Origin of the sequence: Stenotrophomonas beteli (genome assembly GCF_001431665.1) — a bacterium.
GTDB classification, from domain to species: Bacteria; Pseudomonadota; Gammaproteobacteria; order Xanthomonadales; family Xanthomonadaceae; genus Stenotrophomonas; species Stenotrophomonas beteli.
Genome location: NZ_LLXV01000030.1, coordinates 1 through 26,484 on the forward strand (window position 1 = coordinate 1; position 26,484 = coordinate 26,484).

The window sequence follows — 26,484 nt, forward strand, 5'->3', positions numbered from 1 at the left end:
CGGGTGCAGGGCGCAGCCCTGCCAGTACCCCCCACCCCGGCCGGGCTGGCAGAATAGGCGTCTCTGCCGTTATCCGAAGCCGACGATGCGCCTCTCCCAGTTCCACCTGCACACCACCAAGGAAACCCCCAGCGACGCCGAGCTGACCAGCCACCGGCTGATGCTGCGCGCGGGGATGATCCGCAAGCTCGCCTCCGGCCTGTACACCTGGTCGCCGCTGGGCCTGCGCGTGCTGCGCAAGGTCGAGCGCATCGTGCGCGAGGAAATGGACCGTGCCGGCGCAGTGGAATTCCAGATCCCCACCATCCAGCCGAAGGAACTGTGGGAGCAGACCGGGCGCTGGCAGAAGTTCGGCCCGCAGCTGCTGAAGATCAAGGACCGCAAGGACCAGGTGTTCTGCTACAGCCCGACCGCCGAAGAAGCTGCCTGCGACTTTGCGCGCAGCGAGCTGTCCAGCTACAAGCAGCTGCCGGTGAACTTCTACCAGGTCCAGACCAAGTTCCGCGACGAGATCCGTCCGCGCTTCGGCGTGATGCGCTCGCGCGAGTTCCTGATGAAGGACGCCTATTCGTTCCACCTGCACGATGAGTGCCTGGTGCGCGAATACGAAAACATGAAGTCGGCCTACAGCCGCATCTTCACCCGCCTCGGCCTGGATTTCCGCATGGTGCAGGCCGACTCCGGCGCGATCGGTGGCGATGCCTCGCAGGAGTTCCACGTGATCGCCGATTCCGGCGAGGACGCACTGGTGTTCTCCACCGGTTCGGACTACGCGGCCAACATGGAGGCGGCGATCGCTGCCGATCCGGCGCCGCGCGCGGCCGCCACCGAAGCGATGCGCAAGGTCGATACGCCCACCCAGAAGACCTGCGAGGATGTCGCGGCCCTGCTCGGCATCGACCTGCAGCGCACGGTGAAGTCGGTGGCGCTGGTGGCCGGCGAAGGTGAAGCCCAGCAGTTCGTGCTGGTGCTGGTGCGCGGCGACCATGAGGTCAACGAGATCAAGCTGGCCAAGGTTGCCGGCCTGGACGAACAACGCTTTGCCAGCGAGGCGGAAATCGCCGAGTACCTGGGCAGCGTGCCCGGCTTCCTCGGCCCGGTCGCGCCGGCCAAGCCCATCCGCGTGGTGGCTGATCGTGAAGTGGCGGCGATGTCCGACTTCGTCGTCGGCGCCAACGAAGCCGGTTTCCACCTGGCTGGCGTCAACTGGGGCCGCGACCTGCCGGAACCGGACGTGGCCGATATCCGCAACGTGCGTGCCGGTGACCGCGCGCTGGACGGTGGCGAACTGAAGATCGCCCGTGGCATCGAGGTCGGCCATGTGTTCCAGCTGGGCCGCAAGTACGCCGAAGCGCTGGATGCCACCGTGCTGGACGAGAATGGCAAGGCCGCGGTGATGGCGATGGGGTGCTATGGCATCGGCATCTCGCGCGTGGTGGCTGCCGCGATTGAACAGAACCATGACGATGCCGGCATTATCTGGCCGGACGCGATGGCGCCGTGGCAGGTGGTGGTGTGCGTGATCAACCCGAAGGGTGACGCTGCGGTGGCCGAAGCGGCGGCCAGCCTGCTGCAGGAACTGCGCGATGCCGGCCTGGATGCTGCGCTGGACGACCGTGGCCTGCGCCCGGGCGCGATGTTCGCCGACATGGAACTGATCGGTATTCCGCACCGCGTGGTGGTCAGCGAACGGGGCCTGGCCGCGGGCACCTACGAGTACCGTTCGCGCCGCGCCAGCGAAGCCGAGAGCCTGGACAAGGCCTCCCTGCTGCAGCGCCTGCAGGGTTGATCGGTACACAGGACCGGGGCATGCCCCGGTCTTTTTTTGCCGGTGAACGGCCAGCCGGAATATGGCAGCAGACATAATCCGGTCAAAATGCCCGCGCTGCAGCCGTCAGCTCGCCAAGACCTGTCCCTGCCGTATTTGTGCTTGGAATAATTCATCTCTATTCTGTCCGCCGACGCCATGGACTGGCTCGTCCCGTCCACACATTAGTTTCTGGAGTAACCGTAAATGAGCATTGACCTGACCGGCCTGTCGGCACGCGAGCTGGGCGCCCTGATCCGCACCGCGAAGAAGCAGCAGACCATCGTTGCCAAGCGCCGGCCGATCACCAAGGTCCGCGCGCAGCTGACCAAGCTGGCCAAGACCGAGGGTTACACGATCGAGGAACTGTTCGGCGACGCCCCGGCACCGCGTGCGCGCAAGGTGGCCAAGGCCACCAAGGCGCCGTCCAAGACCGCCGGCCGCAAGCTGGGCAAGGTGGCACCGAAGTACCGCAACCCGGCCAACCCGAAGGAAACCTGGACCGGCCGTGGCAAGCAGCCGCGCTGGATGGCCGAGCTGACCGCCAAGGGCAACAAGAAGCCGGAAGATTTCCTGATCAAGAAGGCCTGAGGCCGGATCGGGAAGGCATTGGAAAACGCCGGCGAACGCCGGCGTTTTTTTGCAGCGCCGAGCCCACGCTCGGCTATCCATATGCAAAGCCGAGCATGGGCTCGGCCCTACAGGGTCTTGCGTGCCGGCATCAACAGGTTGCCGAACAGCAGGCCCGCCACCAGTGCCATCACCACGTTGAGCACGGTGAGGAACACGCTTTGCCCGGCGCCCACGTCCTGCTGCTGGACCAGGGTCAGCACGCCGCGCAGGCTGGTGCTGCCGGGTACCATCATGATGATGCCGGGCAAGCGGATGATCGCGCCCGGGCGCCCGACCAGGCGCCCGAACAGATTGCCGCCGGCGGTCAGCAGCATCGCCGACAGGAAGATGCCGGCCGGCGCGCCCCAGGCATGGCCACCGAACTTGGAGATGGCGTAACCGGCCACCGAGGCGGCAATCACCCACGGATAATCGCGACGGTTGGCCTTGAACAGCATCGCGAAGGCGAATGCCGCGGTCAGCAACGACCCCCACTCCACCCACGGCCCCTGCGGCCGTGCGGCGCGGATCACCGGGTCCAGGCCGAGCACATCGGCCAGGGTCACCGCGATCATCGCGCCGACACTGAGCTTCATGATGGTGGTCAGTGCGCCGGCGAAGCGCGCCGTGCCCGATACCCAATGCTGGCTGGCCAGTTCGTTGACCGCGTTGGTCAGCGACATGCCGGGCAGCAACACCACCAGCGAGGCGATGATCACGGTGTTGAGGTTGAGCGCCCCGATGAAGGAGGCCACCAGCGTGGCCACCATGCCGGCCAGCAGCGCGGCCAGCGCCTCGGCCGCCTCGCGGGTGGCCGGGCGACGGTCGGTGACCATGCCGAGCAGGCCGATCATCAGGCCGATGACACCGGCGGTGGCGATGTCCAGCCACGGCAGCTTCCACATGCCGGCCACACCGGCCGCGCCCAGGCTGAAGGAAAGGATGGTGCGCAGCTTGCCGCGCCGGCCCGGATCCTTGTCCAGCTGGCGCAGCGCCGTGTGGCCCTGGGCGATGCTCATCCGGCCGTTGGATACTTCCTCGGCGATGCGGTCGGCCACGCTGAGCTTGTGCAGATCGTTCTCGCCGGGCGCCAGCCGGATCACGCGGGTGATGTCACTGGAGCCGATTGCCTGCGCCGGGTCGCTGAAGCTGAGGATGATACCGGTGGGATTCGACCACGGTTCACAATCCAGATCGAGCTGGCGGGCCAGTGCCACCACTGCCGTTTCCAGGCGCTGGGCCGTGGTGCCATAGCTGTGCAGGCGTCCGGCGATCTCGGAAACGAAGGCCACGCGCTGTGCGTAGGTGGCCTGGGGCGTGGGGATCGTGTGAGCGTCTGCGGACATGCGCCGTAGTATTACCTACGCCGGGCCCCGCCGGATAAATTCATCCGGGTACGACCCGACGCCCGCTACAGAACGGTTATGCTGCGACCCGAATGGCCCACGTGACCCCGAACCACGCCCCCCAGCTCGAACAGGATGCCCATGACCCGGGCGTGATCCGCCTGTCCGGCACCTGGACCCTCAAGACCGCGCTGGCCGCGGCCGAAGTCCTGCGCGGCGTTCCCGACACGCTGACCGGCATCGATGCCACCGGCATCGAGAAGATGGATTCTGCCGGCGTACTGCAGGTACTGCGCGTCGCCCATCGCGCCGACCTCGGCGAAGACGCACTGAAGTTCCGCCCGGATCACCAGGCACTGGTGTGCACCATCGAGGAAGTGGCCGACGACCGGCCCAAGCCCAAGCGCGACTTCGGCGTGCTGGCGGCACTGGAACGGCTGGGTGTCAGCGTCCATGCCACCGGCCACAACATCAAGGCGCTGTGCAGCTTCCTCGGCGAGAACCTGGTCAAGGCCGCACGCCTGGTGAAGGAGCCGCGCCGGTTCCGGCTCACCGCCACCGTGCACCAGATGGAACAGGTGGGCCTGGATGCGGTGCCACTGGTGGCGCTGCTGTCGTACCTGGTCGGTGCGGTGATCGCCTTCCTCGGCTCCACCATCCTGCGTGACTTCGGCGCGGAGATCTATGTGGTGGAGCTGGTCAACATCGCCTTCCTGCGCGAGTTCGCCGTGCTGCTGACCGCGATCGTGCTGGCCGGCCGCACCGCCAGTGCGTTCACCGCGCAGATCGGTGCGATGAAGGCACGCGAGGAGATCGATGCGATGCGCACGCTGGGGCTGGACCCGGTCGATCTGCTGGTGCTGCCGCGCCTGCTGGCACTGCTGGTCACGCTGCCACTGCTGACCTTCATCGCGATGATCGCCGGCCTGGCCGGTGGCATCACCGTGGGTGCGTTCGACCTGGATATTCCGCCACAGATGTACATCGCGCGGATGCACGAGACGATGGAGGTGCGGCACATGCTGGTCGGCCTGTCCAAGGCGCCGGTGTTCGCGCTGGTGATCGGCCTGATCGGCTGCCTGGAAGGGCTGAAGGTGGAAGGCACCGCCCAGTCGGTGGGCGAACGCACCACCTCCAGCGTGGTGCAGACCATCTCGCTGGTGATCATCATCGACGCCTTCGCGGCGTTGTGGTTCATGCACATGGACTGGTGAGATGACCACATCGCCCGCCACCGAAACCCTCGACATGCGCGACAGCGACGGCCATGAACTGGCCATCCGCGTGCGCGGGCTGGTCAACCGCTTCGGCAGCCAGACCGTGCACGAAGACCTGGACCTGGACGTGCGCCGTGGCGAAATCCTCGGCGTGGTCGGTGGCTCGGGTACCGGCAAGTCGGTGCTGATGCGCTCCATCCTCGGCCTGCGCACGCCCGATGCGGGGCAGATCGAAGTGCTCGGCCGCGACGCGCGTGCCGACGACGCCGAAAGCCGCCTGCACATCGAGCGCAACACCGGCGTGCTGTTCCAGGACGGCGCCCTGTTCTCTTCACTGACCGTGGGCGAGAACGTGCAGGTGCCGCTGAAGGAGCATCACCGCGAACTGCCCGAGCGCTGGCACTACGAACTGGCGCTGTTGAAGGTGAAGCTGGCCGGCCTGCCGGCCGATGCGATCAACAAGCTGCCCTCGCAGCTGTCCGGCGGCATGCGCAAGCGTGCCGGGCTGGCCCGTGCGCTGGCATTGGATCCGCCGCTGCTGTTCCTGGATGAACCCACCGCCGGCCTGGACCCGATCGGTGCGGCGGCGTTCGACCGCCTGATCAAGACCCTGCAGGAAGCGCTGGGGCTGACCGTGTTCCTGATCACCCATGACCTGGACACGCTGTACGCCATCTGCGACCGCGTCGCCGTGCTGGCCGACCGCAAGGTGGTCGCCAACGCGCCGTTGCCGGACATCGAGAAACTGGATCATCCGTGGATCCAGGAATACTTCCACGGACCGCGCGCGCGTGCCGCACGCGGCGAACAGATCGAGAGTGCCTGAGCCATGGAAACCAAAGCCAACTACGTGCTGATCGGCGCGTTCACCCTGATCACCGGCCTGGCCCTGCTGGCCTTCGGCCTGTGGGCGGCCAAGTATTCGTCCGACCGCACCTGGCAGGAATACCGCGTGGTGTTCCGCGAGGCGGTGACCGGCCTGTCGGTCGGCAGCCCGGTGCAGTACAACGGCATCGCAGTCGGCTCGATCACCGAACTGAACCTGGTTCCCGATGACCCGCGCCAGGTGGTCGCGCGCATCCGCCTCAATTCGACCACGCCGGTGAAGACCGATACCCGCGCCAAGCTGGCGATCACCAGCCTGACCGGGCCGTCGATCATCCAGCTCAGTGGCGGCACGCCGCAGTCACCGGCGCTGACCACGGTCAACAAGGACCCGGCACCGATCATCCCGACCACGCCGTCGGCGCTGCAGAACATCACCGATGTGGCCAACCGCATCGTCGAGCGCATGGACCAGATCCTCAGCGACCGCAACGTGGCCTCGATCAACGCCACGCTGGCCAACCTGGAAACCATCAGTGGGGGCCTGGCTGACCGCGACCAGGGCACCCAGGCGCTGCTGCTCAGCGCGCGCGACGCCGCGCGCAGCCTGGACACCACGCTGAAGACCACCAACGGCACCATCGAGCGCCTGGACAAGAACCTGGTGCAGCAGCTGCCGGGCATCATCGACAAGCTCGACGCGACCCTGGCCAAGCTCGACTCGGCGGCCGGCAACGCCGATTCGATCCTGGGCGAGAACCGCGCGGCGATCAACAGCTTCGCCAACGATGGCCTGGGCCAGCTGGGCCCGACCCTGACCGAACTGCGTGGCCTGATCCGCGACCTGCGCCGGGTCAGCGACCGCCTCGAGAACAACCCCGCGCGCTACCTGCTGGGCCGCGACGCACCGAAGGAGTTCGAACCCAAATGAACCCGATGCCGCTTCCGCGCCTGCTGCTGGCCGCTTCGATGGTCGCCCTGCTGGGTGGCTGCTCCATCCTGGGCAGCAGCGAGAAAACGGCGGTGACGCTGTACTCGCCGGCTGTGCAGGTCAAGGCCGATCCGTCGTGGCCGCAGGCCAGCTGGCAGCTGGTACTGGCCAAGCCCAGCGCCGCACGCATGGTCGACAGCCCGCGCATCAATGTGCGGCCGACGCCTTCGCAGCTGGAGATCTACAAGGGCGCCAGCTGGGCGCAGCCGGCCACCGACATGATCGAAGACACCCTGCTGCGCGGCTTCGAGGACTCCGGCCGCATCCGCGGGGTGGCCCGCAGCGCCGCCGGCATCCGTGCCGATTACAAGCTGTCCACCGACGTGCGCCGCTTCGAATCGGATTACCAGGGCCAGGCCACGCCGACGGTGGTGATCGAGGTCAACGCCAAGCTGATCCACGTCGCCGACCAGCGCGTGGTCGCCGATCGCACGTTCCGCCAGGCACAACCGGTCGGCAGCACTGACGTTCCGGCGGTGACCGCCGCCTTCGAGCGCGGCCTGCAGCAGCTGGCACAGGATGTGGTGGGGTGGACGCTGGTGAGCGGGCAGGCCGACCAACCCAACGTCGCGCGCTGATCGATCAGCGCGGCATGATCCAGCGGAACGTCAGGTTGATCCGTTCACCCTGCACCCGCGCCATCTTCGGCAGCGCATGCTGGTAGTAGCGCTGGGTCGGCCCGGCCATCACCAGCAGGTCGCCGTGGCCCAGCATGAATTCGGCCTTGCGCGCCGGATCATCGCGCCGCCGCAGCAGGAACCGCCGTGCCGCACCGAGGGTCAGCGAGGCGATCACCGGTGCCGGCCCCAGCTCCGGCTCGTCATCACTGTGCCAGCCCATGTAATCGCTGCCGCTGCGGTAGCGGTTCAGCAGCACGCTGTTGAAGCGGCCGACACCTTCGGCGTGCAGCTGCTCACGCACGGCCTGCAGCACAGGCGGCCACGGCTGCGGCACGAAGTCGGCACCGGAGTAGCGATAGCGGGCCTGCGGGTCGCCGATCCAGCAGCTCAGCCGCGGCGAGTCCACCCAGTGACCGAACATGCGGATGCGGTGCACCTCCCAGGGCACGTCGGCCTGCAGCCCGGCCATCAGGGCATCGGCCTGGGCAGCGGCCAGCCAGCCCGGCAGGTGCTGGACGTCGGCATCGGGCAGATCGTGCGGGAAGAGCATGGCCACACGCTAGCATGCCGGTGTTTGCCGTCACGGCCGCCAGCGCTGAAAATGCCCGCATGACCGTTGCCCCGATGCCGATCCCCGTGTTCCACCTGCCGTCCTGGCGCCACACCCGATGAGCCTGCGCCAGACACTGTTCCCGCTGCTGCGCGCCGCGTTCCGGGCGCTGCCGCTGCCACAGGCACAGCGCGACCGGTTGCGCGCGCGGCTGCTGGCACGGCATGGCGACTGGGTGCCGCCCCCGCCACGAGGCCAGCGCGATGCCAAGGGCCCGCCGGCCAACGCCCAATTGCGCTGGCGGGCCGACGAGGCGGCCATCGGTCATCGCCCGCAGCTGTCGCAGGCGCTGCCTTCCACGCTGCCGGCCACCCTGGTCGCCTTCTACCTGCCGCAGTTCCATACCTTCCCCGAGAATGACGCGTGGTGGGGCAAGGGCTTCACCGAATGGCGCAACGTCACCCGTGCACTGCCGCAGTTTGAAGGGCATGTGCAACCGCGCCTGCCTGCGGATCTGGGATTCTACGATCTGCGCAACCCGCAGGTGATGCGTGACCAGGCGCGGCTCGCGGCCGAGCACGGCATCGGCGCATTCTGCTTCTACTTCTACTGGTTCAGCGGCCGCACCCTGATGGAAGAACCGGTCCGCCAGTGGCTGGCCGATGACAGCATCGAACTGCCGTTCTGCCTGTGCTGGGCCAACGAAAACTGGGCACGCCGCTGGGATGGCCGCGACGAGGACATCCTGATCGGCCAGCAGCACAGCGCCGACGACGACCTGGCCTTCATCGCCCACGTGGCGCCGTACCTGCGCGACCGTCGCGCCCTGAAGGTCGATGGCCGGCCGATGCTGCTGGTCTACCGCCCGAATCTGCTGCCCGACGCGCGGGCCACGGGCGAGCGATGGCGCCGCTGGTGCCGCGACAGCGGTATCGGCGAGATCCATCTGGCCTACGTGCAGGGGTTTGAACGCCCGGATCCGCGCGACATCGGCTTCGACGCGGCCATCGAGTTCCCACCGAACATGAGCAATCCCGGCTCGTTGTCGGCACAGCAGTGGCTGCTCAACCCGGAGTTCCAGGGCGATGTCCGCGACTGGCGCGAGCTGGCGGCCGACATCGCCGCACGCCCGCTGCCGGACTATCCGCTCTACCCCGGCGTGAACCCCGGCTGGGACAACGAAGCGCGCCGCTCCGGGCGTGGCCGCGTCTACCTGCACGCCTCGCCGCGCGGCTACCGCGACTGGCTGCGCAGTACCGTGCATGAGCGACTGTCGACGGCGGCGCAGAACCAGCGCCTGGTCTTCATCAATGCCTGGAACGAATGGGCCGAAGGCGCCGTGCTGGAACCCGACGCACGGCTCGGCCACGCCTGGTTGCAGGCAACGCGCGATGCGCTGTCACCGGCACCGGCCGTGAATCCGCAACCGGCCGTGCACCTCCACGCCTGGTACCTGGAAACGCTGCCGGAAGTGCTGGGCGCGCTGCGCGAGGCATCCCTGCCGTGGCGGATCATCGTGACCACGCCGGCGCATCAGGTTGATGCGGTCCAGCAGGCGCTGTCGGCACAGGGGCTGCAGGGCGAGGTCAGCCCGGTGGAAAACCGGGGGCGCGACATCCTGCCCTTCCTCGAAGTGGCCGAACGGCTGCTCCAGGATCACCACGATGTGGTGCTGAAGCTGCATACCAAGCGTTCAACCCACCGCGCCGATGGCGATCAATGGCGGCAGGAACTGCTTCAGCGGCTGGTACAGGGCGGGCGCGCCGCGCGCGTCCTCGCCGCCTTCCAGGCCGACCCTGCATTGGGCATGGTGGCCGCCGAGGGCCACCTGCTGCCGGTGAGCGGCTTCACGGGCGGCAATGGCCCCGCGTTGGCGCGCCTGCAGGCCCGGCTGGGCCTGCGGCAACCGCTGCAGGCCAGCCGTTTTGCGGCCGGCAGCATGGGGTGGTGGCGGCTGCAGGCCCTGCGCCCGTTGCTGGACGCACACCTCTATCGCAGTGACTTCGAGGCCGAACACGGCCAGATCGATGGCACGCTCGCCCATGCCATCGAACGCGCACTGGGCGCCTGTTGCGAGCAGGCCGGGCTGCGCATCGCGAGCGCAGCGGCCTGCCTCGGCGAGCCCGACATCAGCGACGGCGACTACGCCTACGCACGCCGCAGCTGAACGCAGGGGCCCGCGCGGGCCCCTGCCGGTACCGGTCAGGCGCGCTGGAAGGCGACGCCGGTCTTTTCCTTCAGCTCGTCATCGCCGACACCCGGCGCAGCCTCCACCAGCAGCAGGCCCTTGTCAGTCACGTCGAACACCGCCAGATCGGTGATGATGCGGTCGACCACGCCCACGCCGGTCAGCGGCAGCGTGCATTCGGCCAGGATCTTGTGTTCGCCGTTCTTGGCGGTGTGCTCCATCAGCACCACCACGCGCTGCACGCCGGCCACCAGGTCCATCGCACCGCCCATGCCCTTGACCATCTTGCCGGGCACCATCCAGTTGGCCAGGTCGCCCTTGTCGGTCACCTGCATGGCACCGAGGATGGCCAGGTTGACGTGGCCACCGCGGATCATCGCGAAGCTGTCGTGGCTGCCGAAATAGCTGGCGCCGGCGCGGGCGGTGACGGTCTGCTTGCCGGCATTGATCAGGTCAGCGTCGACTTCGGCTTCGGTCGGGAACGGGCCGATGCCGAGCAGGCCGTTTTCCGACTGCAGCCACACGTCCACGCCCTCGGGGATGTGGTTGGCGACCAGGGTCGGCAGGCCGATGCCCAGGTTCACGTAGGCACCGTCGGTCAGTTCCCGGGCAGCACGCGCCGCCATCTCGTCACGGGTCCACGCCATGTCAGTTGCCCTCCGCGCGGATGGTGCGCTGTTCGATGCGTTTTTCAGGGTGCGCGTTGTGCACGATGCGGTGCACGTAGATGCCCGGCAGGTGCACCTGGTCCGGATCGATGGCACCGACCGGCACCACCTCTTCCACTTCCACGATGCAGACTTTGCCGGCCATCGCACAGGCCGGGTTGAAGTTGCGCGCAGTCTTGCGGAACACCAGGTTGCCGGCCTCGTCGGCCTTCCACGCCTTGACCAGCGCCACGTCGGCGCGCAGCGCGGTTTCCATCACGTAGTGCTTGCCGTCGAACTGCCGGGTTTCCTTGCCTTCGGCCACCACCGTGCCGTAGCCGGTGGCAGTGAAGAACGCCGGAATACCCGCGCCGCCTGCACGCAGGCGCTCGGCCAGGGTGCCCTGCGGGTTGAACTCCAGCTCCAGCTCGCCGGCCAGGAACTGCCGCTCGAATTCCTTGTTCTCGCCCACGTAGGACGAGATCATCTTCTTGATCTGCCGCGTTTCCAGCAGCTGGCCCAGGCCGAAGCCATCGACGCCGGCATTGTTGGAGATCACGGTCAGGCCCTTGGCGCCGCTGTCACGCAGTGCAGCGATCAGCGCCTCGGGAATGCCACACAGGCCGAAGCCGCCCACTGCCAGGGTCTGGCCATCGGCGACCACGCCCTCCAGCGCCTGGGCCGCGCTGGCAAAGCGCTTGCTGCGCCTGCCGCCGGACGTTGCCGGGTTGCTCATCTACGCCCTCACCTCGTTGATGTAATGCGCCCATTCTAGGCCAGCAGGTGCACCGGTCACGTGGCGTTGCGGCATGGAAACGCTTCCCATACAGCGCAGGCACTACAATCGAGGGCTGAGCTCAACAAGGATCCGATCGATGCCCCTGCCCGCCTTCAAGGCCTACGACATCCGCGGCCGCGTGCCGGAAGAACTGAACGAAGACCTGGCGCGCCGCATCGGCGTGGCGCTGGCCGCACAGCTTGCGCCGGGCCCGGTGGTACTGGGCCACGACGTGCGCCTGACCAGCCCGGCGCTGCAGGACGCGCTGGCGGCCGGCCTGCGCGGCACCGGCCGCGAGGTGATCGATATTGGCCTGTGCGGCACCGAAGAGGTCTATTTCCAGACCGATCATCTGGGCGCGGCCGGCGGCGTGATGGTCACCGCCAGCCACAACCCGATGGACTACAACGGGATGAAGCTGGTCAAGGAAAATGCCCGGCCGATCAGCTCCGATACGGGCCTGTTCGCGATTTCCGATGCGGTGGCCGCCGATACGTCCGCGGCCGAGCCAGCGCGCGCCGGCCAGGTCACCCAGCACGACAAGAGCGCCTACATCGACCACCTGCTCAGCTATGTCGATGCCAGCAGACTCAAGCCGCTGAAGCTGGTGGTCAATGCCGGCAACGGCGGCGCCGGCGCCATCGTCGACCTGCTCGCCCCGCACCTGCCGTTCGAGTTCATTCGTATCTGCCACGAACCCGATGGCAGCTTCCCCAACGGCATCCCCAATCCGCTGCTGCCGGAGAACCGCGCCGCCACCGCCGATGCGGTGCGCGAACACGGCGCCGATTTCGGCATCGCGTGGGATGGTGACTTCGACCGTTGCTTCTTCTTCGACCACAGCGGCCGCTTCATCGAGGGCTACTACCTGGTCGGCCTGCTGGCCAAGGCGATCCTGGCGCGCCATCCCGGCGGCAAGATCGTGCATGACCCGCGCCTGGTCTGGAACACCGTGGACATGGTCGAGCAGGCCGGCGGCGTGCCGGTGCAGTGCAAGAGCGGCCACGCCTTCATCAAGGAAAAGATGCGCGCCGAGGACGCGGTATACGGCGGCGAGATGAGCGCCCACCACTACTTCCGCGAGTTTGCCTATGCCGACTCCGGCATGATCCCGTGGCTGCTGATCGCACAGCTGGTTTCCGAAAGCGGCCGCTCGCTGGCCGACTGGGTGGAGGACCGCATGGCCGCCTATCCGTGCAGCGGCGAGATCAATTTCAAGGTGACCGATGCGAAGGCCGCTGTGGCCCGCGTCATGGAGCACTTCGCAGCGCAATCGCCGGTACTGGATCACACCGACGGCATCAGCGCCGACTTCGGCGACTGGCGCTTCAACCTGCGCAGTTCCAACACCGAGCCGCTGCTGCGCCTGAACGTTGAGGCCCGCGGCGACGCAGCACTGATGCAGGCCCGTACCGATGACATTTCCCGCCTCATCCAGCAGTAATCAAGGAAGATCATGAGCAATATCCAGCCCGTCATCCTGTCCGGTGGTTCCGGCACCCGCCTGTGGCCGCTGTCGCGCGAGGCGTATCCGAAGCAGTTCCTGCCGCTGGCGGGCGAGCTGACGATGCTGCAGGCCACCTGGCAGCGTGTCGCGCCGATCGCCGCGCACGGGCCACTGGTGATCGCCAACGAAGAACACCGCTTCGTCGCCGCCGAGCAGCTGCAACAGGTAGGCGCTGAACCGGCGGCGATCATCCTCGAACCGGTCGGCCGCAATACCGCGCCGGCGATCGGGGTGGCCGCGCTGGAAGCCACCCGCGACGGCGCCGATGCGCTGCTGCTGGTACTGCCCTCCGACCACGTGATCACCGACGAGGCGGCGTTCCGCGCCGCGGTTCAGGCCGCCGCCGGTGCCGCCGAAGCCGGCAAGCTGGTCACCTTCGGCATCGTGCCGACCGGCCCGGAAACCGGCTACGGCTACATCAAGGCCGCCGACGGCCAGGACGTGCGTGCGGTTGAACGCTTCGTCGAAAAGCCCGACCTGGAAACCGCGACCGGCTACGTGGCCAGCGGCCAGTACTACTGGAACAGCGGCATGTTCCTGTTCAAGGCCTCGCGCTACCTGCAGGAACTGGAGCGCTTCCAGCCGGCGATGCTGGCCGGCAGCCGCAGCGCCTGGCAGCAGGCGCGCCGCGATGCCGACTTCACCCGCCTGGACAAGGATGCCTTCAGTGCGGTGCCGTCCGATTCAATCGACTACGCGGTGATGGAGAAGACCGCCGATGCGGTGGTGATCCCGCTGGATGCAGGCTGGAATGACGTCGGCTCGTGGACGGCACTGCGCGATGTCTCGCAGCAGGACGGCGACGGCAACGCCCACCACGGCGATGTGATCGCGATCGATTGCCGCAACACCTACGCCTACGCGCAGCGCCTGGTGGCGCTGGTGGGGCTGGACGATGTGGTCGTGGTGGAAACCGATGATGCGGTGCTGGTCGGCAAGGCTGACCGCATGCAGGACGTCAAGGCGGTGGTGGCGCAGCTGAAGGCCGAAGGCCGCAGCGAGGCCACCTGGCACCGCAAGGTCTATCGGCCGTGGGGTGCCTACGATTCGATCGATAACGGCGAGCGTTTCCAGGTCAAGCGGATCACGGTCAAGCCGGGCGGCACGCTGAGCCTGCAGATGCACCACCACCGCGCCGAGCACTGGATCGTGGTCAGTGGCACCGCCGAAGTGACGCGCGGCGACGAGGTGATCCTGCTCAGCGAGAACCAGAGCACCTACATCCCGCTGGGCGTGACCCATCGCCTGCGCAACCCGGGCAAGCTGCCGCTGGAACTGATCGAAGTGCAGTCGGGCAGCTATCTCGGCGAGGATGACATCGTGCGCTTCGAGGATACCTACGGGCGCAGTTGACCCGGCGCCTGCTGGAGGCTGCCGACCGCTGGTCGGGGTGGGTGCCGACCGCTGGTCGGCACGCCGCCTGCCGGCTCAGGCAATCTCTGCCATCACCCGCTTCAGGCCGTCCTGCCACTCCGGCAGCACGATGCCGAAATCCTGCTGCAGCTTGTGGTTGTCCAGCACCGACCAGGCCGGACGCTTGGCCGGGGTCGGGTACTCGGAGCTGGCAATCGCCTCCACCGTCGGCACTTTGGCCAGCACACCGGTCGCCAGTGCCTGCGCGAAGATGGCCTCGGCGAAGCCATGCCAGCTGGTCTGGCCACTGGCGGTCAGATGCCAGGTACCCGAAAGCCGACCCGGATGCTGCAGCGCCTGCGCGGTGACATCGGCAATCAGCGCCGCTGGCGTCGGCGTACCGATCTGGTCGGCCACCACCCGCAGCTGGTCACGCTCGGCGCCCACGCGCAACATGGTGCGCATGAAGTTCGCGCCATGCGAGGCATACACCCACGCGGTGCGGAAGATCAGGTGGCGTCCGCCTGCGGCACGCACGGCCTCCTCGCCGTCGCGCTTGCTGGTGCCGTACACGCCCAGCGGTGCGGTCGGCTCGTCCTCGCGATACGGCGCGCTGCCCTGGCCATCGAACACGTAGTCGGTCGAGTAGTGCACGAACGGTACATCGTGGGCCGCGCACCAGCGCGCGATCTCGCCCGGCGCCTGCGCGTTGGCCGCGAACGCGGCCTCGGCATCCTGTTCGGCACGGTCCACCGCCGTATAGGCAGCGGCATTGACCACCACCGACGGCTGCAGGCGATCCAGCAGCGCCGGCAGGCTGCCGGGCTGGCCGAAATCGGCCACTTCGCAGGCGCTGCCATCGGGCAGCTGGCCGCTGCGGGTGGTGGCGACCACGGCACCCAGTGGCGCCAGCGCGCGCAGCAGCTCCTGGCCGACCTGGCCGTTGCCGCCGAACACCAGCACGGTCATGGCGCGCCCTGGGCGGCGGTGTAGACCGGCAGGCGGTCTTCAGCGATGTCCTTCAGGAACGGCGCATTCTCGTCCTTGGCCGACAGCGTCGGTGCACTGACCGGCCAGTCCACGGCGATGTCGGCATCGTTCCAGCGCACGCCGGCGTCGAAGTCCTTCAGGTAGACCTCGGTGCACAGGTAGCTGAACACCGCGCGCTCGGACAGCACCGCAAAGCCGTGGGCGAAGCCTTCCGGAATCCAGAACTGCTTCTTGTTCTCCGCACTCAGCACCACCGCTTCCCACTGGCCGAAGGTCGGCGAGCCGCGACGGATGTCGACGGCCACGTCATAGACCTCGCCTTCCAGCACGCTGACCAGCTTGCCCTGCGGGCGTGGCCACTGGTAATGCAGGCCACGCAGCACACCCTGCGCTGACGTCGACACGTTGCTCTGCACGAAACGATCCGGCAGGCCCAGCGCGGCAAAGCGCTCGGCATTCCAGGTCTCGAAGAAATAGCCGCGGGCATCGCCAAACACCGCCGGCTCGATCACCACGCAACCAGGCAACTTGGTTTCAATCACTTTCACGGAACAACTCCACGCAATGCGAGCTTGTGCAGGTACTGGCCGTAGCCATTCTTGATCAGCGGCGCCGCCAGCGCTTCGAGCTGTTCGGCGTTGATCCAGCCCTGGCCGAAGGCGATTTCCTCCGGGCAGCAGACCTGCAGGCCCTGCCGGGTCTGGATGGTCTCGATGAAGTTGGACGCTTCCAGCAGCGACTGGTGGGTGCCGGTATCGAGCCAGGCATAGCCGCGTCCCAGTGCTTCCAGGTGCAGGTTGCCTTCGGCCAGGTAGCGCTTGTTGAGATCGGTGATCTCCAGTTCGCCACGCGGCGACGGCTTCAGGTCGGCGGCATGCGCGCTGGCATTGCCGTCATAGAAGTACAGGCCGGTCACCGCATAGTTCGAACGCGGATTCTCCGGCTTCTCGACCAGGTCGATGACCTTGCCGCTCTTGTCGAATTCGGCCACGCCGTAGCGTTCCGGATCATTCACCCAGTAGCCGAACACGGTGGCACCGTCGGTGCGCTCATCGGCGCGCTTGAGCACCTCGCGCAGGCCGTGGCCATGGAAGATGTTGTCGCCCAGCACCAGGCAGCTTGGCTTGCCGGCCACGAAGTCGCGGCCGATCAGGTAGGCCTGGGCCAGGCCATCGGGGCTGGGCTGCACGGCGTACTGGATGTCCATGCCCCACTGCGAGCCGTCGCCCAGCAGCTGCTGGAACAGCGCCTGCTCGTGCGGGGTGTTGATGATCAGCACCTCGCGGATGCCCGCCAGCATCAGCACGCTGAGCGGGTAGTAGATCATCGGCTTGTCATACACCGGCAGCAGCTGCTTGCTGACGCCCTTGGTGATCGGATACAGCCGGGTGCCGGAGCCGCCGGCGAGGATGATGCCCTTGCGCTGGGTCATGTCGTCTCCTGGGTTCAGGCCGCAGTGCCGATGCGCTGCAGGCGGTAGCTGCCGTCCAGCACGCCGTTGACCCATTCCTGGTTGTCCAGGTACCAGTCGACGGTGAAGGTGATGCCCTGCTCGAAGGTGTAGGCCGGTTCCCAGCCCAGGTCGTTCTTCAGCTTGGAGGCATCGATCGCATAGCGGCGGTCATGGCCGGGGCGGTCGGCGACGTAGGTGATCTGGCTGCTGCGCGGCTGGCCGTCCGCACGCGGGCGGCGCTGGTCCAGCAGTGCGCAGATGGCCTGCACCACTTCGATGTTCTGCTTTTCCGAGTTGCCGCCCACGTTGTAGGTCTCGCCGACCTGGCCCTTGGCCAGCACGGTGCGGATCGCCTCGCAGTGGTCGGAGACGAACAGCCAGTCGCGAACCTGCTTGCCATCGCCGTACACCGGCAGCGGCTCGCCGGCCAGCGCCTTGGCGATCACCAGCGGGATCAGCTTCTCGGGGAAGTGGTACGGGCCGTAGTTGTTGGAGCAGTTGGTGGTCAGCACCGGCAGCCCGTAGGTGTGGTGGAACGCACGCACCAGATGGTCCGAAGCCGCCTTGGACGCCGAGTACGGCGAATTGGGGGCATACGGGGTGGTTTCGCTGAACTTGCCGGTCTCACCCAGGGTGCCATACACCTCATCGGTGGACACATGCAGGAAGCGGAAGGCCGCGCCCTGCTCGGCCGGCAACGCCTTCCAGTAATCGCGGACCGCTTCAAGCAGCCCCAGGGTGCCCACCACATTGGTCTGGATGAAGGCGCCCGGGCCGTCGATGGAACGATCGACATGGCTTTCGGCAGCGAAATTCAGCACGGCGTCCGGCTGGTGCTCGGCCAGCAGGCGGGCGACCAGATCACGGTCGCCGATGTCGCCCTGCACGAACACGTGGTTGGGGTTGCCGTCCAGGCTGGACAGGGTCTTCAGGTTGCCGGCATAGGTCAGCACATCGAGGTTGATGACCTTGACGCCGCGCGCGACGGCCTCGAGAACGAAGTTACCGCCAATGAATCCGGCGCCGCCGGTGACAAGCCATGTGGGCACTACCTGTTCTCCTGATCGAAATTCATCCAAGGAGCGCACGTGAGCGCCCCCGCACAGCAGCACAGGATACATGTCGTTCGTCTTCACGACTGCCTGCGCGGCGTGAACGACGCACTCGATTCACGCGAGCCATGCCGCACCGCAGCATAACCATACGCATTCGCATGGTCCGCTCAAGCCAGCTAGAATCGGGATCCCACCCCCGAACCGGTTGCTGTGCGAGGACCGGACGTTCTCCCCAGTTATTGAAGGACCCCGTACCAGATGAAAATCCTCGTCGCGTACAAGCGCGTGGTGGACTACAACGTCCGCATTCAGGTCAAGCCGGACGGTTCCGGCGTGGTCACCGACGGCGTCAAGCTGTCTCCCAATCCCTTCGATGAAATCGCCCTGGAAGAAGCCCTGCGCCTGCGCGACAAGGGCATCGCCAGTGAAGTGGTGGTGGCCACCATTGCCCCGGCCGACGCCCAGGCGCACCTGCGCAATGGCCTGGCCATGGGCGCCAACCGTGCCATCCACGTCGTCACCGACCAGGCGATCCAGCCGCTGACCGCCTCGCGCACGCTGCTCAAGCTGATCGAGAAGGAACAGCCGGACCTGGTGATCCTGGGCAAGCAGGCCATCGACGACGACGCCAACCAGACCGGCCAGATGCTGGCCACGCTGTGGGGCCGCCCGCAGGCGACCTTCGCCAGCAAGCTCGAGATCGCCGACGGCAAGGCCACGGTGACCCGCGAAGTCGACGCCGGCCTGGAAACGCTGGAAGTGGATCTGCCGGCCGTGGTCACCACCGACCTGCGCCTGAACGAGCCGCGCTTCATCAAGCTGCCGGACATCATGAAGGCCAAGGCCAAGCCGCTGGAGACCCTGCAGCTGGCCGACCTCGGCGTCGAAGCCGCCGACACCTTCAAGACCACCCACTACGCCGCGCCGTCCAAGCGCAGCAAGGGCGTGATGGTCAAGGACGCGGCCGAACTGGTTGCCGCACTCAAGCAGAAGGGGCTGCTGTAATGAGCAAGATTCTCGTCATCGCCGAGCACCACGACGGCAGGCTCAACGCCGCCACCGCCAAGACCGTCAGCGCAGCGGCCGCCATCAGCGGCGCCAGCATCGACGTGCTGGTGCTGGCCGCCGATCCGGCCGCCGTCGCCGCCGAAGCGGCGAAGATCGCTGGTGTCGCCAAGGTCCTGACCGTGGCCAACGCCGCCAACGCACAGGCCATCGCCCAGGTGCTGGCCCCGCAGATCGCACAGCTGGCCAAGGGCTATACCCACGTGTTCGGCCCGTCGACCACCTTCGGCAAGGACCTGATGCCGTGCGTGGCCGCCCTGCTCGGCGTCAACCAGGTCTCCGACCTGATGAGCGTGGAAGGCAGCCACACCTTCAAGCGCCCGATCTACGCCGGCAACGCGATCATCACCGTGGAAGCCCCGGCCGACCAGATCGTGGTCGCCACCGTGCGCGCCGCCTCCTGGCCGGAAGCCGCCCAGGGTGGCAACGCCACCGTGGAAGCGGCCAGCGTGGATGCGGCCCTGCCGACCCACACCCGTTTCGTCGGACTGGCCGCTGCTGCCAGCGACCGCCCGGACCTGCAGGCCGCCAAGCGCGTGGTCTCCGGTGGCCGTGGCGTCGGCTCGGAAGAGAACTTCAAGGTCATCTTCCAGCTGGCCGACAAGCTCGGTGCCGCCGTCGGTGCCTCGCGCGCCGCCGTCGATGCCGGCTACGTGCCCAGCGACCTGCAGGTCGGCCAGACCGGCAAGATCATCGCGCCGGAGCTGTACGTGGCCGTGGGCATCAGTGGTGCGATCCAGCACCTGACCGGCATCAAGGACGCCGGTACGATCGTGGCGATCAACAAGGACGGCGACGCGCCGATCTTCGAGATTGCCGATATCGGCCTGGTGGGGGATCTGTTTGCGATCCTGCCGGAGCTGGAAAAGGCGCTCTGACTCAAGCGACGGCGGCGGCGCCTGCGCCGCCGCCGTCATGCCGGACCCTGCCCGGGCGTCTATACTCTTCCGTTGTCGGATTTACCCCCTGCAGGCGGATGCGCCGGCGCGATGGATCCGATTTCCCTGAAGATGGCGCCGAGGCCCACCACCCCATGACCGCTGTTCCGCCTTCCCCTCCGCAGCCGCCGGTCGAACTGTCGGTCGTCGCGCCTGTCTATGGCTGTAAAGGGTGCCTGGAAGATCTCGTCGATCAAGTCCAGGCTGCGGCAGGATCCATGGGCGTGTCGTTCGAGATGATCCTGGTCGACGACGCCAGCCCTGACGGCGCATGGCCGCGCATCCAGGAGCTGGCCGCCAGCCGGCCTTGGCTCAAGGGCTTGAAGCTCTCGCGAAATTTCGGGCAGCACTCGGCCATTTCAGCCGGCATCGAGCATGCCCAGGGCCGTTGGACGGTCGTCATGGATTGCGACCTGCAGGATGTTCCTGCAGAAATTCCCGGCCTGTACCGCAAGGCGGTGGATGAGCAGTTTGAAGCCGTGTTCGCGCAGCGGATACAGCGCATGGACACCCCGCTCAAGCGCCTCTCGTCGTGGGGGTTCTTTGCGGTGCTGGGCTGGCTGACCGGCGTTCCGCAGGACCCTTCCACGGCCAATTTCGGCATTTTCCACCGCAAGGTCATCGACGCGGTCTGTGCAATGCCGGAACGTGATCGCTCGTTCCCGTTGATGGTGAAATGGGCCGGCTTCCGCACGGGCAAGCTTCCCGTACGCCACCAGCAGCGCGCAGAGGGTGAATCGTCCTACACCCTGCGGCGCCTGTTGCGGCTGGCCATGAACATCGCCCTGGGGTACTCGGAGAAGCCGCTGCGCATGGTGGCCGGCACTGGCATGTTCTGCGCGCTGGTCGCCTTCGTCATGGTGGCCATCAGCATCTGGCGATGGTGGGACGGCGACATCCAGGTTGCGGGTTACACCTCGATCATCGCCGCAATCTGGCTGATTGGCGGCTTGATGATGTTCTCCATGGGCGTTGTGGGGCTGTACGTCGGCCAGGTCTTCCGCAATGTGCAACGGCGCCCCTACTACATCGTCTCTGAAACGACCGTTCGCGGAGAAGCTCCATGAGCCACCTGTCTCTGCAGGCAGGCGGCAGCGTGGTCGAGGCGCGCCTGACGCCCTGGGATGAGCGCGCGCTGGGCTGCACCACTGCCGAGATCGTCCGTTTGGATGCGGCCACCACGGACCAGGCGGCCGCAATGCTGGACCAGGCCCAGGCCTGGGCCAGGCAGCAGGGTGTCCACTACCTGTTCGGTCGCATCGATGCCAATGCGCATGCGTTGCGTGCTGCGGTGCTCGGCTGTGGTTTCCAGTTCGTTGAAACGTCACTGACCGTGTCACGCAGCGGCATGGGGCAACTGCCTGCGGTCCCGCGCGGGATGCTGCCTACGCTGCGGCCGGCGGTTGCTGCGGACATTCCATTGCTGCGGTCCATCGCCGCCGACGACTTCGGGCATGGTCGTTTTCTGGAAGATCCTGCCATCGACCCTGCACACGCACGTCTTCGCACCGCCAACTGGATCGAGGACCTGGTCAACGCCCAGCTGGTCCAAACCGCGGAATCACGCGGCCGTGTCATTGGCTTCCATGCAGAACGTGTCTTCGCCGACGAGCACAGGGCAGAGCTGCTGCTGACCGGTGCAGCCGCCCCGTACGCCATGCTGGCCATGCCGCTATGGGTCACGGCCCTGCAATCGCTGGCTTCCAGGGATATCCAGCGCTGCACGACGCTGGTGTCCGCCGCCAATACCGGCATCATCAATCTGTATGCCCGGCTTGGCTTCCAATTCAATTCATCTCTTAACGGGTTCCGGAAATTCCTATGAGCAACTCCAGCAACGAAGACCAGGTTGTAGCCGTGTTCGCCCGCGTGTTGGGCATCGATGCCTCCCAGGTGACTGACGAACTGCGTTACAACACCATTCCGCAGTGGGATTCGATCGCGCACATGTCCGTGGTCGCCGCACTGGAAGAAGCGTTCAACGTCATGATCGACATGGACGAAGTGATCGACATGAGCTCGGTCGGCAAGGCGCGTGAAATCCTGCGCAAGCACGGCGCTGCTGTCTGACAATGACGGGCACCCACGCTCCCGTTGTCCTGGTTACCGGGGCCTCACGAGGCATCGGCCGGGCCATCTGCGAACTGCTGGCAGCACAGCACGTCCAGCTGGTGATCGTCGCGCGCGATGACGACGCGCTGCGCGCGCTCGCCGCCGAGGTCACTGCACAGGGGGCACCGGAACCGATGGTCGCGGTCATCGATCTGGCCGACGTCGATGCGGTGGCCGCCGTGTTCAAGCAGATATTCAACCAGTTCGGCCGCCTGGATGGGCTGGTGAACAACGCAGGGGTCCTGCACGAAGGTCTTCTGGGCATGATCCGTGCCGAAGACATCGACCGCGTGCTGGCGGTGAATGTCAAAGCGCCGTTGATGATGATGCAGCATGCAAGCCGGATGATGGCGCGAACCCGGAAGGGCAGCATCGTCAACCTCGTCTCGATCATGGGCGTCAATGGCGCTGCAGGATTGAGCCTGTATTCGGCAAGCAAGGCGGCGCTGGTCGGTGCAACCCGATCCGCGTCGAAGGAACTGGCTGCCAAGGGCATTCGCGTGAATGCGATTTCGCCGGGTTTCATCGATACCGACATGACCCGCGCCATGCCGCAGGCCGCCCACGCCAAGCGGGTGGAATCGATCGGCATGGGCCGCGCGGGAACGCCGCGCGAAGTGGCCGAGCTGGTCGCGTTCCTGCTCGGCGACAGCTCCGCCTACATCACCGGCCAGATCATCGGCATCGACGGACAGATGGTGGTCTGAATGCAGTTCTGGCAGTTGGCGCACGGCAACCGCACTGCGCTCATCGAGGGAACACGGACGCTCAGCTATGACGAACTGGGCGTGCTGGCCGATACCCTGGCCATGCACCTGCCCGCCGGGCGGGGCATGGGCGTGCTGGCGATGCCCAGCACGATCGACGCGGTCGCGCTCTATCTGGGCGCCCTGCGCAGTACCCGTCAGGTACCCCTGCTGATCCAGCCCGATGTCGACCCGGAGCTGCTGGACGCGCTGCTGACCCAGTACGCGCCGGACTGGCTTGCCATGCCGGGCACGGCGCCGGCGGGTTACCGGACGGTGCATGTCGCAGGCACTCTGGGCATCCACCTGCGCGAAACCCACCTCACGCTCCCATCGCCGCATGGCGACCTGGCGCTGCTGCTGAGCACATCGGGCAGTACGGGTTCATCCAAGCTGGTGCGGTTGTCCGCGCAGGGCCTGGCCGCGAACACGGCATCGATCGTTGCCTATCTCGGCCTGGGTCCCGAAGACCGCGCCATCACCACATTGCCATTGGCCTATTCGTTTGGCATGTCCATCCTCAACAGCCATCTGGGCTGTGGTGGCTGCGTGGTGCTGAGCGAAGACAGCCTGATGACCCGCGAGTTCTGGGAAGCCGCACGCGGCAATGCGGTCACTTCCCTGTCCGGGGTTCCGGCCACCTACGAAATACTGCGCCGCATGGGCCTTGCGCGCCTGCAGCTGCCCAGCCTGCGCATGCTGACCCAGGCCGGTGGCCGCCTGCGCGACGAACTGGTCCAGTATTTTGCCGAGTCTGCCAAGGACCACGGCCTGCAGTTCTTCGTCATGTACGGCCAGACTGAAGCCTCGCCCCGCATCAGCTATGTTCCCTCCGAGCGGCTGCTGGACAAGATCGGCAGCATCGGCATTGCGGTGCCGGGTGGTCGTATGCATGTCGATGCGGAAAGCAGTGAACTGGTCTACGAGGGGCCCAATGTCATGATGGGCTATGCCACCTCGCGCGAAGAACTTGCGCGCCCCGACGAACTGCACGGCCTGCTTCGCACGGGCGATCTGGCCCGTGTGGATGACGAAGGGTTCCATTACATCACCGGGCGCGCCAAACGGTTCCTGAAGATCTCCGGCAACCGCGTCAATCTCGACGAAGTGGAAGCGATGCTGTCGACCGCGCTCGGCCGTCAGATCGCCTGCTCGGGCAATGACGACGATCTGGTCGTATTCAGCCATGGCGATGCCCCCGCCGCGCAGGACAACGTCCGCCAATTGGTGCAGGCGCGCTACAAGCTGTTCGGCGGCCTGGTCCGCTGCATCCATCTGGATTCGCTGCCGCTGCTGTCCAGCGGCAAGATCGACTATCTGTCGCTGCGGCAGCTCGCCGCGCAAGGAGCACGTCAATGAACGCAGGCACGGACAGTTCGCTGGCAGCGGCTGCGCTGGAAGCGGAGGTCTATGGGCTGGGCCGCCAGGCCAAGCGCGAATGGCTGCTGGACGGCCTGCAGTCGCTCACCCGGCATCACCACCTGTCCTGCCCGCCCTACCGCGCCATGCTCGATGCATTGTGGCGCGGCGGCCAGGCGGACTCGCTGGAATCGCTGCCCTGGCTGCCGGTCCGGCTGTTCAAGCAGATCGACCTGAAGAGCGTCGCCGACGACCAGGTACTGCGCACGCTGGTTTCCAGCGGCACCACGGGCGCGGCCGTCTCGAGGATCTTCCTCGATGCGGAAACCGCACGCGCGCAGACCCGCGCCCTGACGCGGATCTTCTCCCACTTTGCCGGCAACCGCCGGATGCGCATGCTGGTGGTCGACGACGACTCGTTCCTGCGCGATCGCAGCCGCTTCAACGCGCGCGCAGCCGGCATTCTGGGCTTCTCCAACTTCGGCCGCGACCATCTGTACCTGCTCGACGAACAGCTGCAGCCCGACTGGGCAGCACTGGCGCACTGGCTGGCCAAAGCCCCGGACGAACCGGTACTGCTGTTCGGCTTCACCTCCATCGTCTGGCAGTCCTTTGTCCAGGCTGCCGCACGCGACGGCGTGACGCTGCGCTTCCCCGAAGGCAGCATGCTGGTGCATGGCGGCGGCTGGAAGAAGATGGACGAACAGAAGGTCGACAATGCCGCTTACAAGGCCTCGCTCTCCAGCACCTTCGGTATTGATCGCGTCCACAATTATTACGGCATGGTCGAGCAGGTCGGATCGATTTTCTTCGAGTGCGAGCACGGTCATCTTCATGCACCGGCTTATGCCGATGTGATCATTCGTGACCTGCAGGATCTCAGCCCAACAGCCAATGGAACCGCAGGTGCCGTGCAGGTGCTGAGCCTGCTGCCTGGCAGCTACCCGGGGCACAGCCTGCTCACCGAAGACCTGGGCGTGATCCACGGCGAGGACGATTGCCCTTGCGGTCGGCTCGGGAAGCATTTCAGCGTACTGGGCCGCATCAAGAACGTTGAAGTCCGCGGCTGCAGCGACACACGAACGGTACCCCGCGCATGACACAGATCCTGTTTTCCATTGACGCAGACGCAGCGCTGCCGGATCAGCTGGCGCGCCTGGCCACGCTGCCGCCGCTGTCACCTTTCAGTGCGGAGGCGCGCGCGTTCGTTGCCGATTTCGCACGACGTGTGTTCGCGCTGCCGGTGCTGCGCGAGCATCCCGAACTGGCGACGCTGGCACACTGGTTCCGTCCGGCGGCGCAGGAGCAGCTGTCGCGGCGCCTGCTGGCGCCGTCCACCGAACACCTGCTGGCACGTGGCCTGGTGTTCCATCTTGCGCCGGCCAACGTCGATGTGCTGTTCGCCTATGCCTGGCTGATGTCCGTGCTGGCCGGCAATCGCAACGTAGCCCGCCTGTCGCAGAAGCACAGTCCCCAACGCGAGGCACTGGTCTCGATCCTGCACGCCATGCGCGAGGAAGGACTGCATGCCGACGTCCTGCAGCGCAGCGTGCTGCTGACCTATCCGCATGATGACGCGGTGACTACGTTGATCTCCCGCAGCTGCCATGCGCGGATCATCTGGGGCGGCGACGCAACGGTCGCCAAGATCCGTTCCTTGCCGCTGGCGCCGTTGGCCGTTGAACTCGCCTTCCCGGATCGATTCGGTGTGGCAGCCATCGATGCCGCGCATGTACTGCAGAGCAGCGACGCGGACCTGCAGCAGCTTGCCCACCGGTTCGTCAACGATGTTCTCTGGTTCGGCCAGCAGGCGTGCTCTTCACCCCGCACCCTGTACTGGGTTGGCGCGCAGGAAACAGTGGAGGCCGCGCGTGCACGGTTCTGGCCTGCGGTACGCTCGCAATCCGGCGCCGTCGCAGATGAGCCCGCCGCGATGATGGCCCGGGTGACCGATGCCCACCTGATGGCCGCACTCTCCTCCGATGGCCTGCATTCGGGCACGTCACTGGGCACCTATCCCCTTACGCTCGATGCAGCCCGCGCCGATGGAAACCTGCGCGAGCTGCAGAGTGGCCACGGGCTGGTGGTGGACGTTCAGTTGGACACGCTGGAAGCACTGGCGCCACAGCTGGATGATCGCGACCAGACGCTCGTCGTGCAGGGTTTCCCGCGGGAATCGCTGATCAAGCTGCTTGACCGGCTCGGTAATCGTGCCATCGACCGCATCGTGCCTTTCGGCCGCGCACTCGACTTCCACCCGGTCTGGGACGGCACCGACCTGCTGGACGTGCTGACCCGCAAGATCACCCTGCCAGGGAACTGAGA

At 66.6% G+C, this 26,484-nt stretch carries 26 protein-coding genes; 18 read left to right on the forward strand and 8 right to left on the reverse strand.

Annotated features, from left to right (window positions below; all coding sequences use genetic code 11):
• Positions 1-85: 85 nt before the first annotated feature.
• Positions 86-1,789, forward strand: a complete 1,704-nt coding sequence (locus tag ARC23_RS07590; RefSeq protein WP_057496691.1) for a proline--tRNA ligase — start codon at positions 86-88, stop codon at positions 1,787-1,789.
• Between the two features lie 225 nt (positions 1,790-2,014).
• Positions 2,015-2,398 carry an H-NS histone family protein gene (locus ARC23_RS07595; RefSeq protein ID WP_057496692.1) on the forward strand — a complete coding sequence of 128 codons (384 nt, stop codon included), beginning with the start codon at positions 2,015-2,017 and terminating at the stop codon, positions 2,396-2,398.
• 107 nt (positions 2,399-2,505) lie between these two features.
• Here ARC23_RS07595 and ARC23_RS07600 read toward each other — a convergent pair whose 3' ends face one another.
• A complete protein-coding gene (locus tag ARC23_RS07600) occupies positions 2,506-3,765 on the reverse strand; it encodes a threonine/serine exporter family protein (protein ID WP_057496693.1) in 1,260 nt (419 codons plus the stop codon).
• 92 nt (positions 3,766-3,857) lie between these two features.
• On the opposite strand from ARC23_RS07600, the gene ARC23_RS07605 reads away from it, so the two are divergent.
• Genes ARC23_RS07605 through ARC23_RS07620 form a run of 4 tightly spaced genes read left to right on the forward strand, consistent with a single transcriptional unit; the run spans position 3,858 to position 7,376 of the window.
• Positions 3,858-4,979 carry an ABC transporter permease gene (locus ARC23_RS07605; protein WP_057496694.1) on the forward strand — a complete coding sequence of 374 codons (1,122 nt, stop codon included), beginning with the start codon at positions 3,858-3,860 and terminating at the stop codon, positions 4,977-4,979.
• 1 nt (position 4,980) lies between these two features.
• Positions 4,981-5,808 carry an ABC transporter ATP-binding protein gene (locus tag ARC23_RS07610; protein WP_057496695.1) on the forward strand — a complete coding sequence of 276 codons (828 nt, stop codon included), beginning with the start codon at positions 4,981-4,983 and terminating at the stop codon, positions 5,806-5,808.
• A gap of 3 nt (positions 5,809-5,811) precedes the next feature.
• Positions 5,812-6,738 (forward strand): MlaD family protein, encoded by a 927-nt coding sequence (locus ARC23_RS07615; protein ID WP_057496696.1) that lies wholly within the window; start codon positions 5,812-5,814, stop codon positions 6,736-6,738.
• The gene (locus ARC23_RS07620) at positions 6,735-7,376 is read left to right on the forward strand and encodes an ABC-type transport auxiliary lipoprotein family protein (RefSeq protein WP_057496697.1); all 642 of its coding nucleotides are present in this window, start codon (positions 6,735-6,737) and stop codon (positions 7,374-7,376) included. Before ARC23_RS07615 ends, ARC23_RS07620 begins: the two co-directional genes overlap by 4 nt.
• A gap of 4 nt (positions 7,377-7,380) precedes the next feature.
• On the opposite strand, the gene ARC23_RS07625 is transcribed toward ARC23_RS07620, so the two are convergent.
• Positions 7,381-7,968, reverse strand: coding sequence for an alpha-ketoglutarate-dependent dioxygenase AlkB family protein (locus tag ARC23_RS07625; RefSeq protein ID WP_057496698.1), 588 nt, complete (start codon positions 7,966-7,968; stop codon positions 7,381-7,383).
• Between the two features lie 118 nt (positions 7,969-8,086).
• Between ARC23_RS07625 and ARC23_RS07630 the strand changes: the two genes are divergently transcribed.
• On the forward strand, positions 8,087-10,135 hold the full coding sequence (locus ARC23_RS07630) for a glycoside hydrolase family 99-like domain-containing protein (protein WP_057496699.1): 2,049 nt from the start codon (positions 8,087-8,089) through the stop codon (positions 10,133-10,135).
• A 35-nt stretch (positions 10,136-10,170) separates the two neighbouring features.
• Here the strand turns inward: ARC23_RS07630 and ARC23_RS07635 are convergent, their stop codons facing one another.
• Complete coding sequence (locus tag ARC23_RS07635) at positions 10,171-10,803, reverse strand: CoA transferase subunit B (RefSeq protein ID WP_057496700.1); 633 nt, start codon at positions 10,801-10,803, stop codon at positions 10,171-10,173.
• Between the two features lies 1 nt (position 10,804).
• Complete coding sequence (locus ARC23_RS07640; protein WP_057496701.1) at positions 10,805-11,539, reverse strand: CoA transferase subunit A; 735 nt, start codon at positions 11,537-11,539, stop codon at positions 10,805-10,807.
• A gap of 139 nt (positions 11,540-11,678) precedes the next feature.
• On the opposite strand from ARC23_RS07640, the gene ARC23_RS07645 reads away from it, so the two are divergent.
• Positions 11,679-13,025 (forward strand): phosphohexomutase domain-containing protein, encoded by a 1,347-nt coding sequence (locus tag ARC23_RS07645; protein ID WP_057496702.1) that lies wholly within the window; start codon positions 11,679-11,681, stop codon positions 13,023-13,025.
• A gap of 12 nt (positions 13,026-13,037) precedes the next feature.
• Positions 13,038-14,441 (forward strand): mannose-1-phosphate guanylyltransferase/mannose-6-phosphate isomerase, encoded by a 1,404-nt coding sequence (locus ARC23_RS07650; protein WP_057496703.1) that lies wholly within the window; start codon positions 13,038-13,040, stop codon positions 14,439-14,441.
• Positions 14,442-14,516: 75 nt separating this feature from the next.
• Here the strand turns inward: ARC23_RS07650 and rfbD are convergent, their stop codons facing one another.
• Genes rfbD through rfbB form a run of 4 tightly spaced genes read right to left on the reverse strand, consistent with a single transcriptional unit; the run spans position 14,517 to position 17,933 of the window.
• Entirely contained in the window at positions 14,517-15,410 is an 894-nt protein-coding gene (gene rfbD / locus ARC23_RS07655) for a dTDP-4-dehydrorhamnose reductase (RefSeq protein ID WP_057496704.1), read from the reverse strand.
• Positions 15,407-15,979, reverse strand: coding sequence for a dTDP-4-dehydrorhamnose 3,5-epimerase (rfbC, locus tag ARC23_RS07660; protein WP_057496705.1), 573 nt, complete (start codon positions 15,977-15,979; stop codon positions 15,407-15,409). Before rfbC ends, rfbD begins: the two co-directional genes overlap by 4 nt.
• Positions 15,976-16,863, reverse strand: a complete 888-nt coding sequence (rfbA, locus tag ARC23_RS07665; protein ID WP_021202693.1) for a glucose-1-phosphate thymidylyltransferase RfbA — start codon at positions 16,861-16,863, stop codon at positions 15,976-15,978. The genes rfbC and rfbA overlap by 4 nt, the downstream gene beginning before the upstream one ends.
• Before the next feature lie 14 nt (positions 16,864-16,877).
• On the reverse strand, positions 16,878-17,933 hold the full coding sequence (gene rfbB / locus ARC23_RS07670) for a dTDP-glucose 4,6-dehydratase (protein WP_057496706.1): 1,056 nt from the start codon (positions 17,931-17,933) through the stop codon (positions 16,878-16,880).
• A 264-nt stretch (positions 17,934-18,197) separates the two neighbouring features.
• Here rfbB and ARC23_RS07675 point away from each other — a divergent pair, with 264 nt between their 5' ends.
• The 9 genes from ARC23_RS07675 (at position 18,198) to ARC23_RS07715 (ending at position 26,482) form a co-directional block, all read left to right on the forward strand.
• Positions 18,198-18,944: an electron transfer flavoprotein subunit beta/FixA family protein gene (locus ARC23_RS07675; RefSeq protein ID WP_057496707.1), complete on the forward strand. Its 747-nt coding sequence runs from the start codon at positions 18,198-18,200 to the stop codon at positions 18,942-18,944.
• Positions 18,944-19,882, forward strand: coding sequence for an electron transfer flavoprotein subunit alpha/FixB family protein (locus tag ARC23_RS07680; protein WP_057496708.1), 939 nt, complete (start codon positions 18,944-18,946; stop codon positions 19,880-19,882). The genes ARC23_RS07675 and ARC23_RS07680 overlap by 1 nt, the downstream gene beginning before the upstream one ends.
• A 155-nt stretch (positions 19,883-20,037) precedes the next feature.
• Complete coding sequence (locus ARC23_RS07685; RefSeq protein WP_057496709.1) at positions 20,038-21,009, forward strand: glycosyltransferase family 2 protein; 972 nt, start codon at positions 20,038-20,040, stop codon at positions 21,007-21,009.
• Entirely contained in the window at positions 21,006-21,767 is a 762-nt protein-coding gene (locus tag ARC23_RS07690) for a GNAT family protein (protein ID WP_057496710.1), read from the forward strand. Before ARC23_RS07685 ends, ARC23_RS07690 begins: the two co-directional genes overlap by 4 nt.
• Positions 21,764-22,012, forward strand: coding sequence for an acyl carrier protein (locus tag ARC23_RS07695; protein ID WP_057496711.1), 249 nt, complete (start codon positions 21,764-21,766; stop codon positions 22,010-22,012). The genes ARC23_RS07690 and ARC23_RS07695 overlap by 4 nt, the downstream gene beginning before the upstream one ends.
• Before the next feature lie 2 nt (positions 22,013-22,014).
• Entirely contained in the window at positions 22,015-22,761 is a 747-nt protein-coding gene (locus ARC23_RS07700) for an SDR family NAD(P)-dependent oxidoreductase (RefSeq protein WP_057496712.1), read from the forward strand.
• Positions 22,762-24,159, forward strand: a complete 1,398-nt coding sequence (locus ARC23_RS07705; protein ID WP_057496713.1) for an AMP-binding protein — start codon at positions 22,762-22,764, stop codon at positions 24,157-24,159. It abuts the gene before it with no gap.
• Positions 24,156-25,259 (forward strand): LuxE/PaaK family acyltransferase, encoded by a 1,104-nt coding sequence (locus tag ARC23_RS07710; RefSeq protein ID WP_057496714.1) that lies wholly within the window; start codon positions 24,156-24,158, stop codon positions 25,257-25,259. The genes ARC23_RS07705 and ARC23_RS07710 overlap by 4 nt, the downstream gene beginning before the upstream one ends.
• Positions 25,256-26,482 carry an acyl-CoA reductase gene (locus ARC23_RS07715; protein WP_057496715.1) on the forward strand — a complete coding sequence of 409 codons (1,227 nt, stop codon included), beginning with the start codon at positions 25,256-25,258 and terminating at the stop codon, positions 26,480-26,482. Before ARC23_RS07710 ends, ARC23_RS07715 begins: the two co-directional genes overlap by 4 nt.
• Positions 26,483-26,484: the final 2 nt, after the last annotated feature.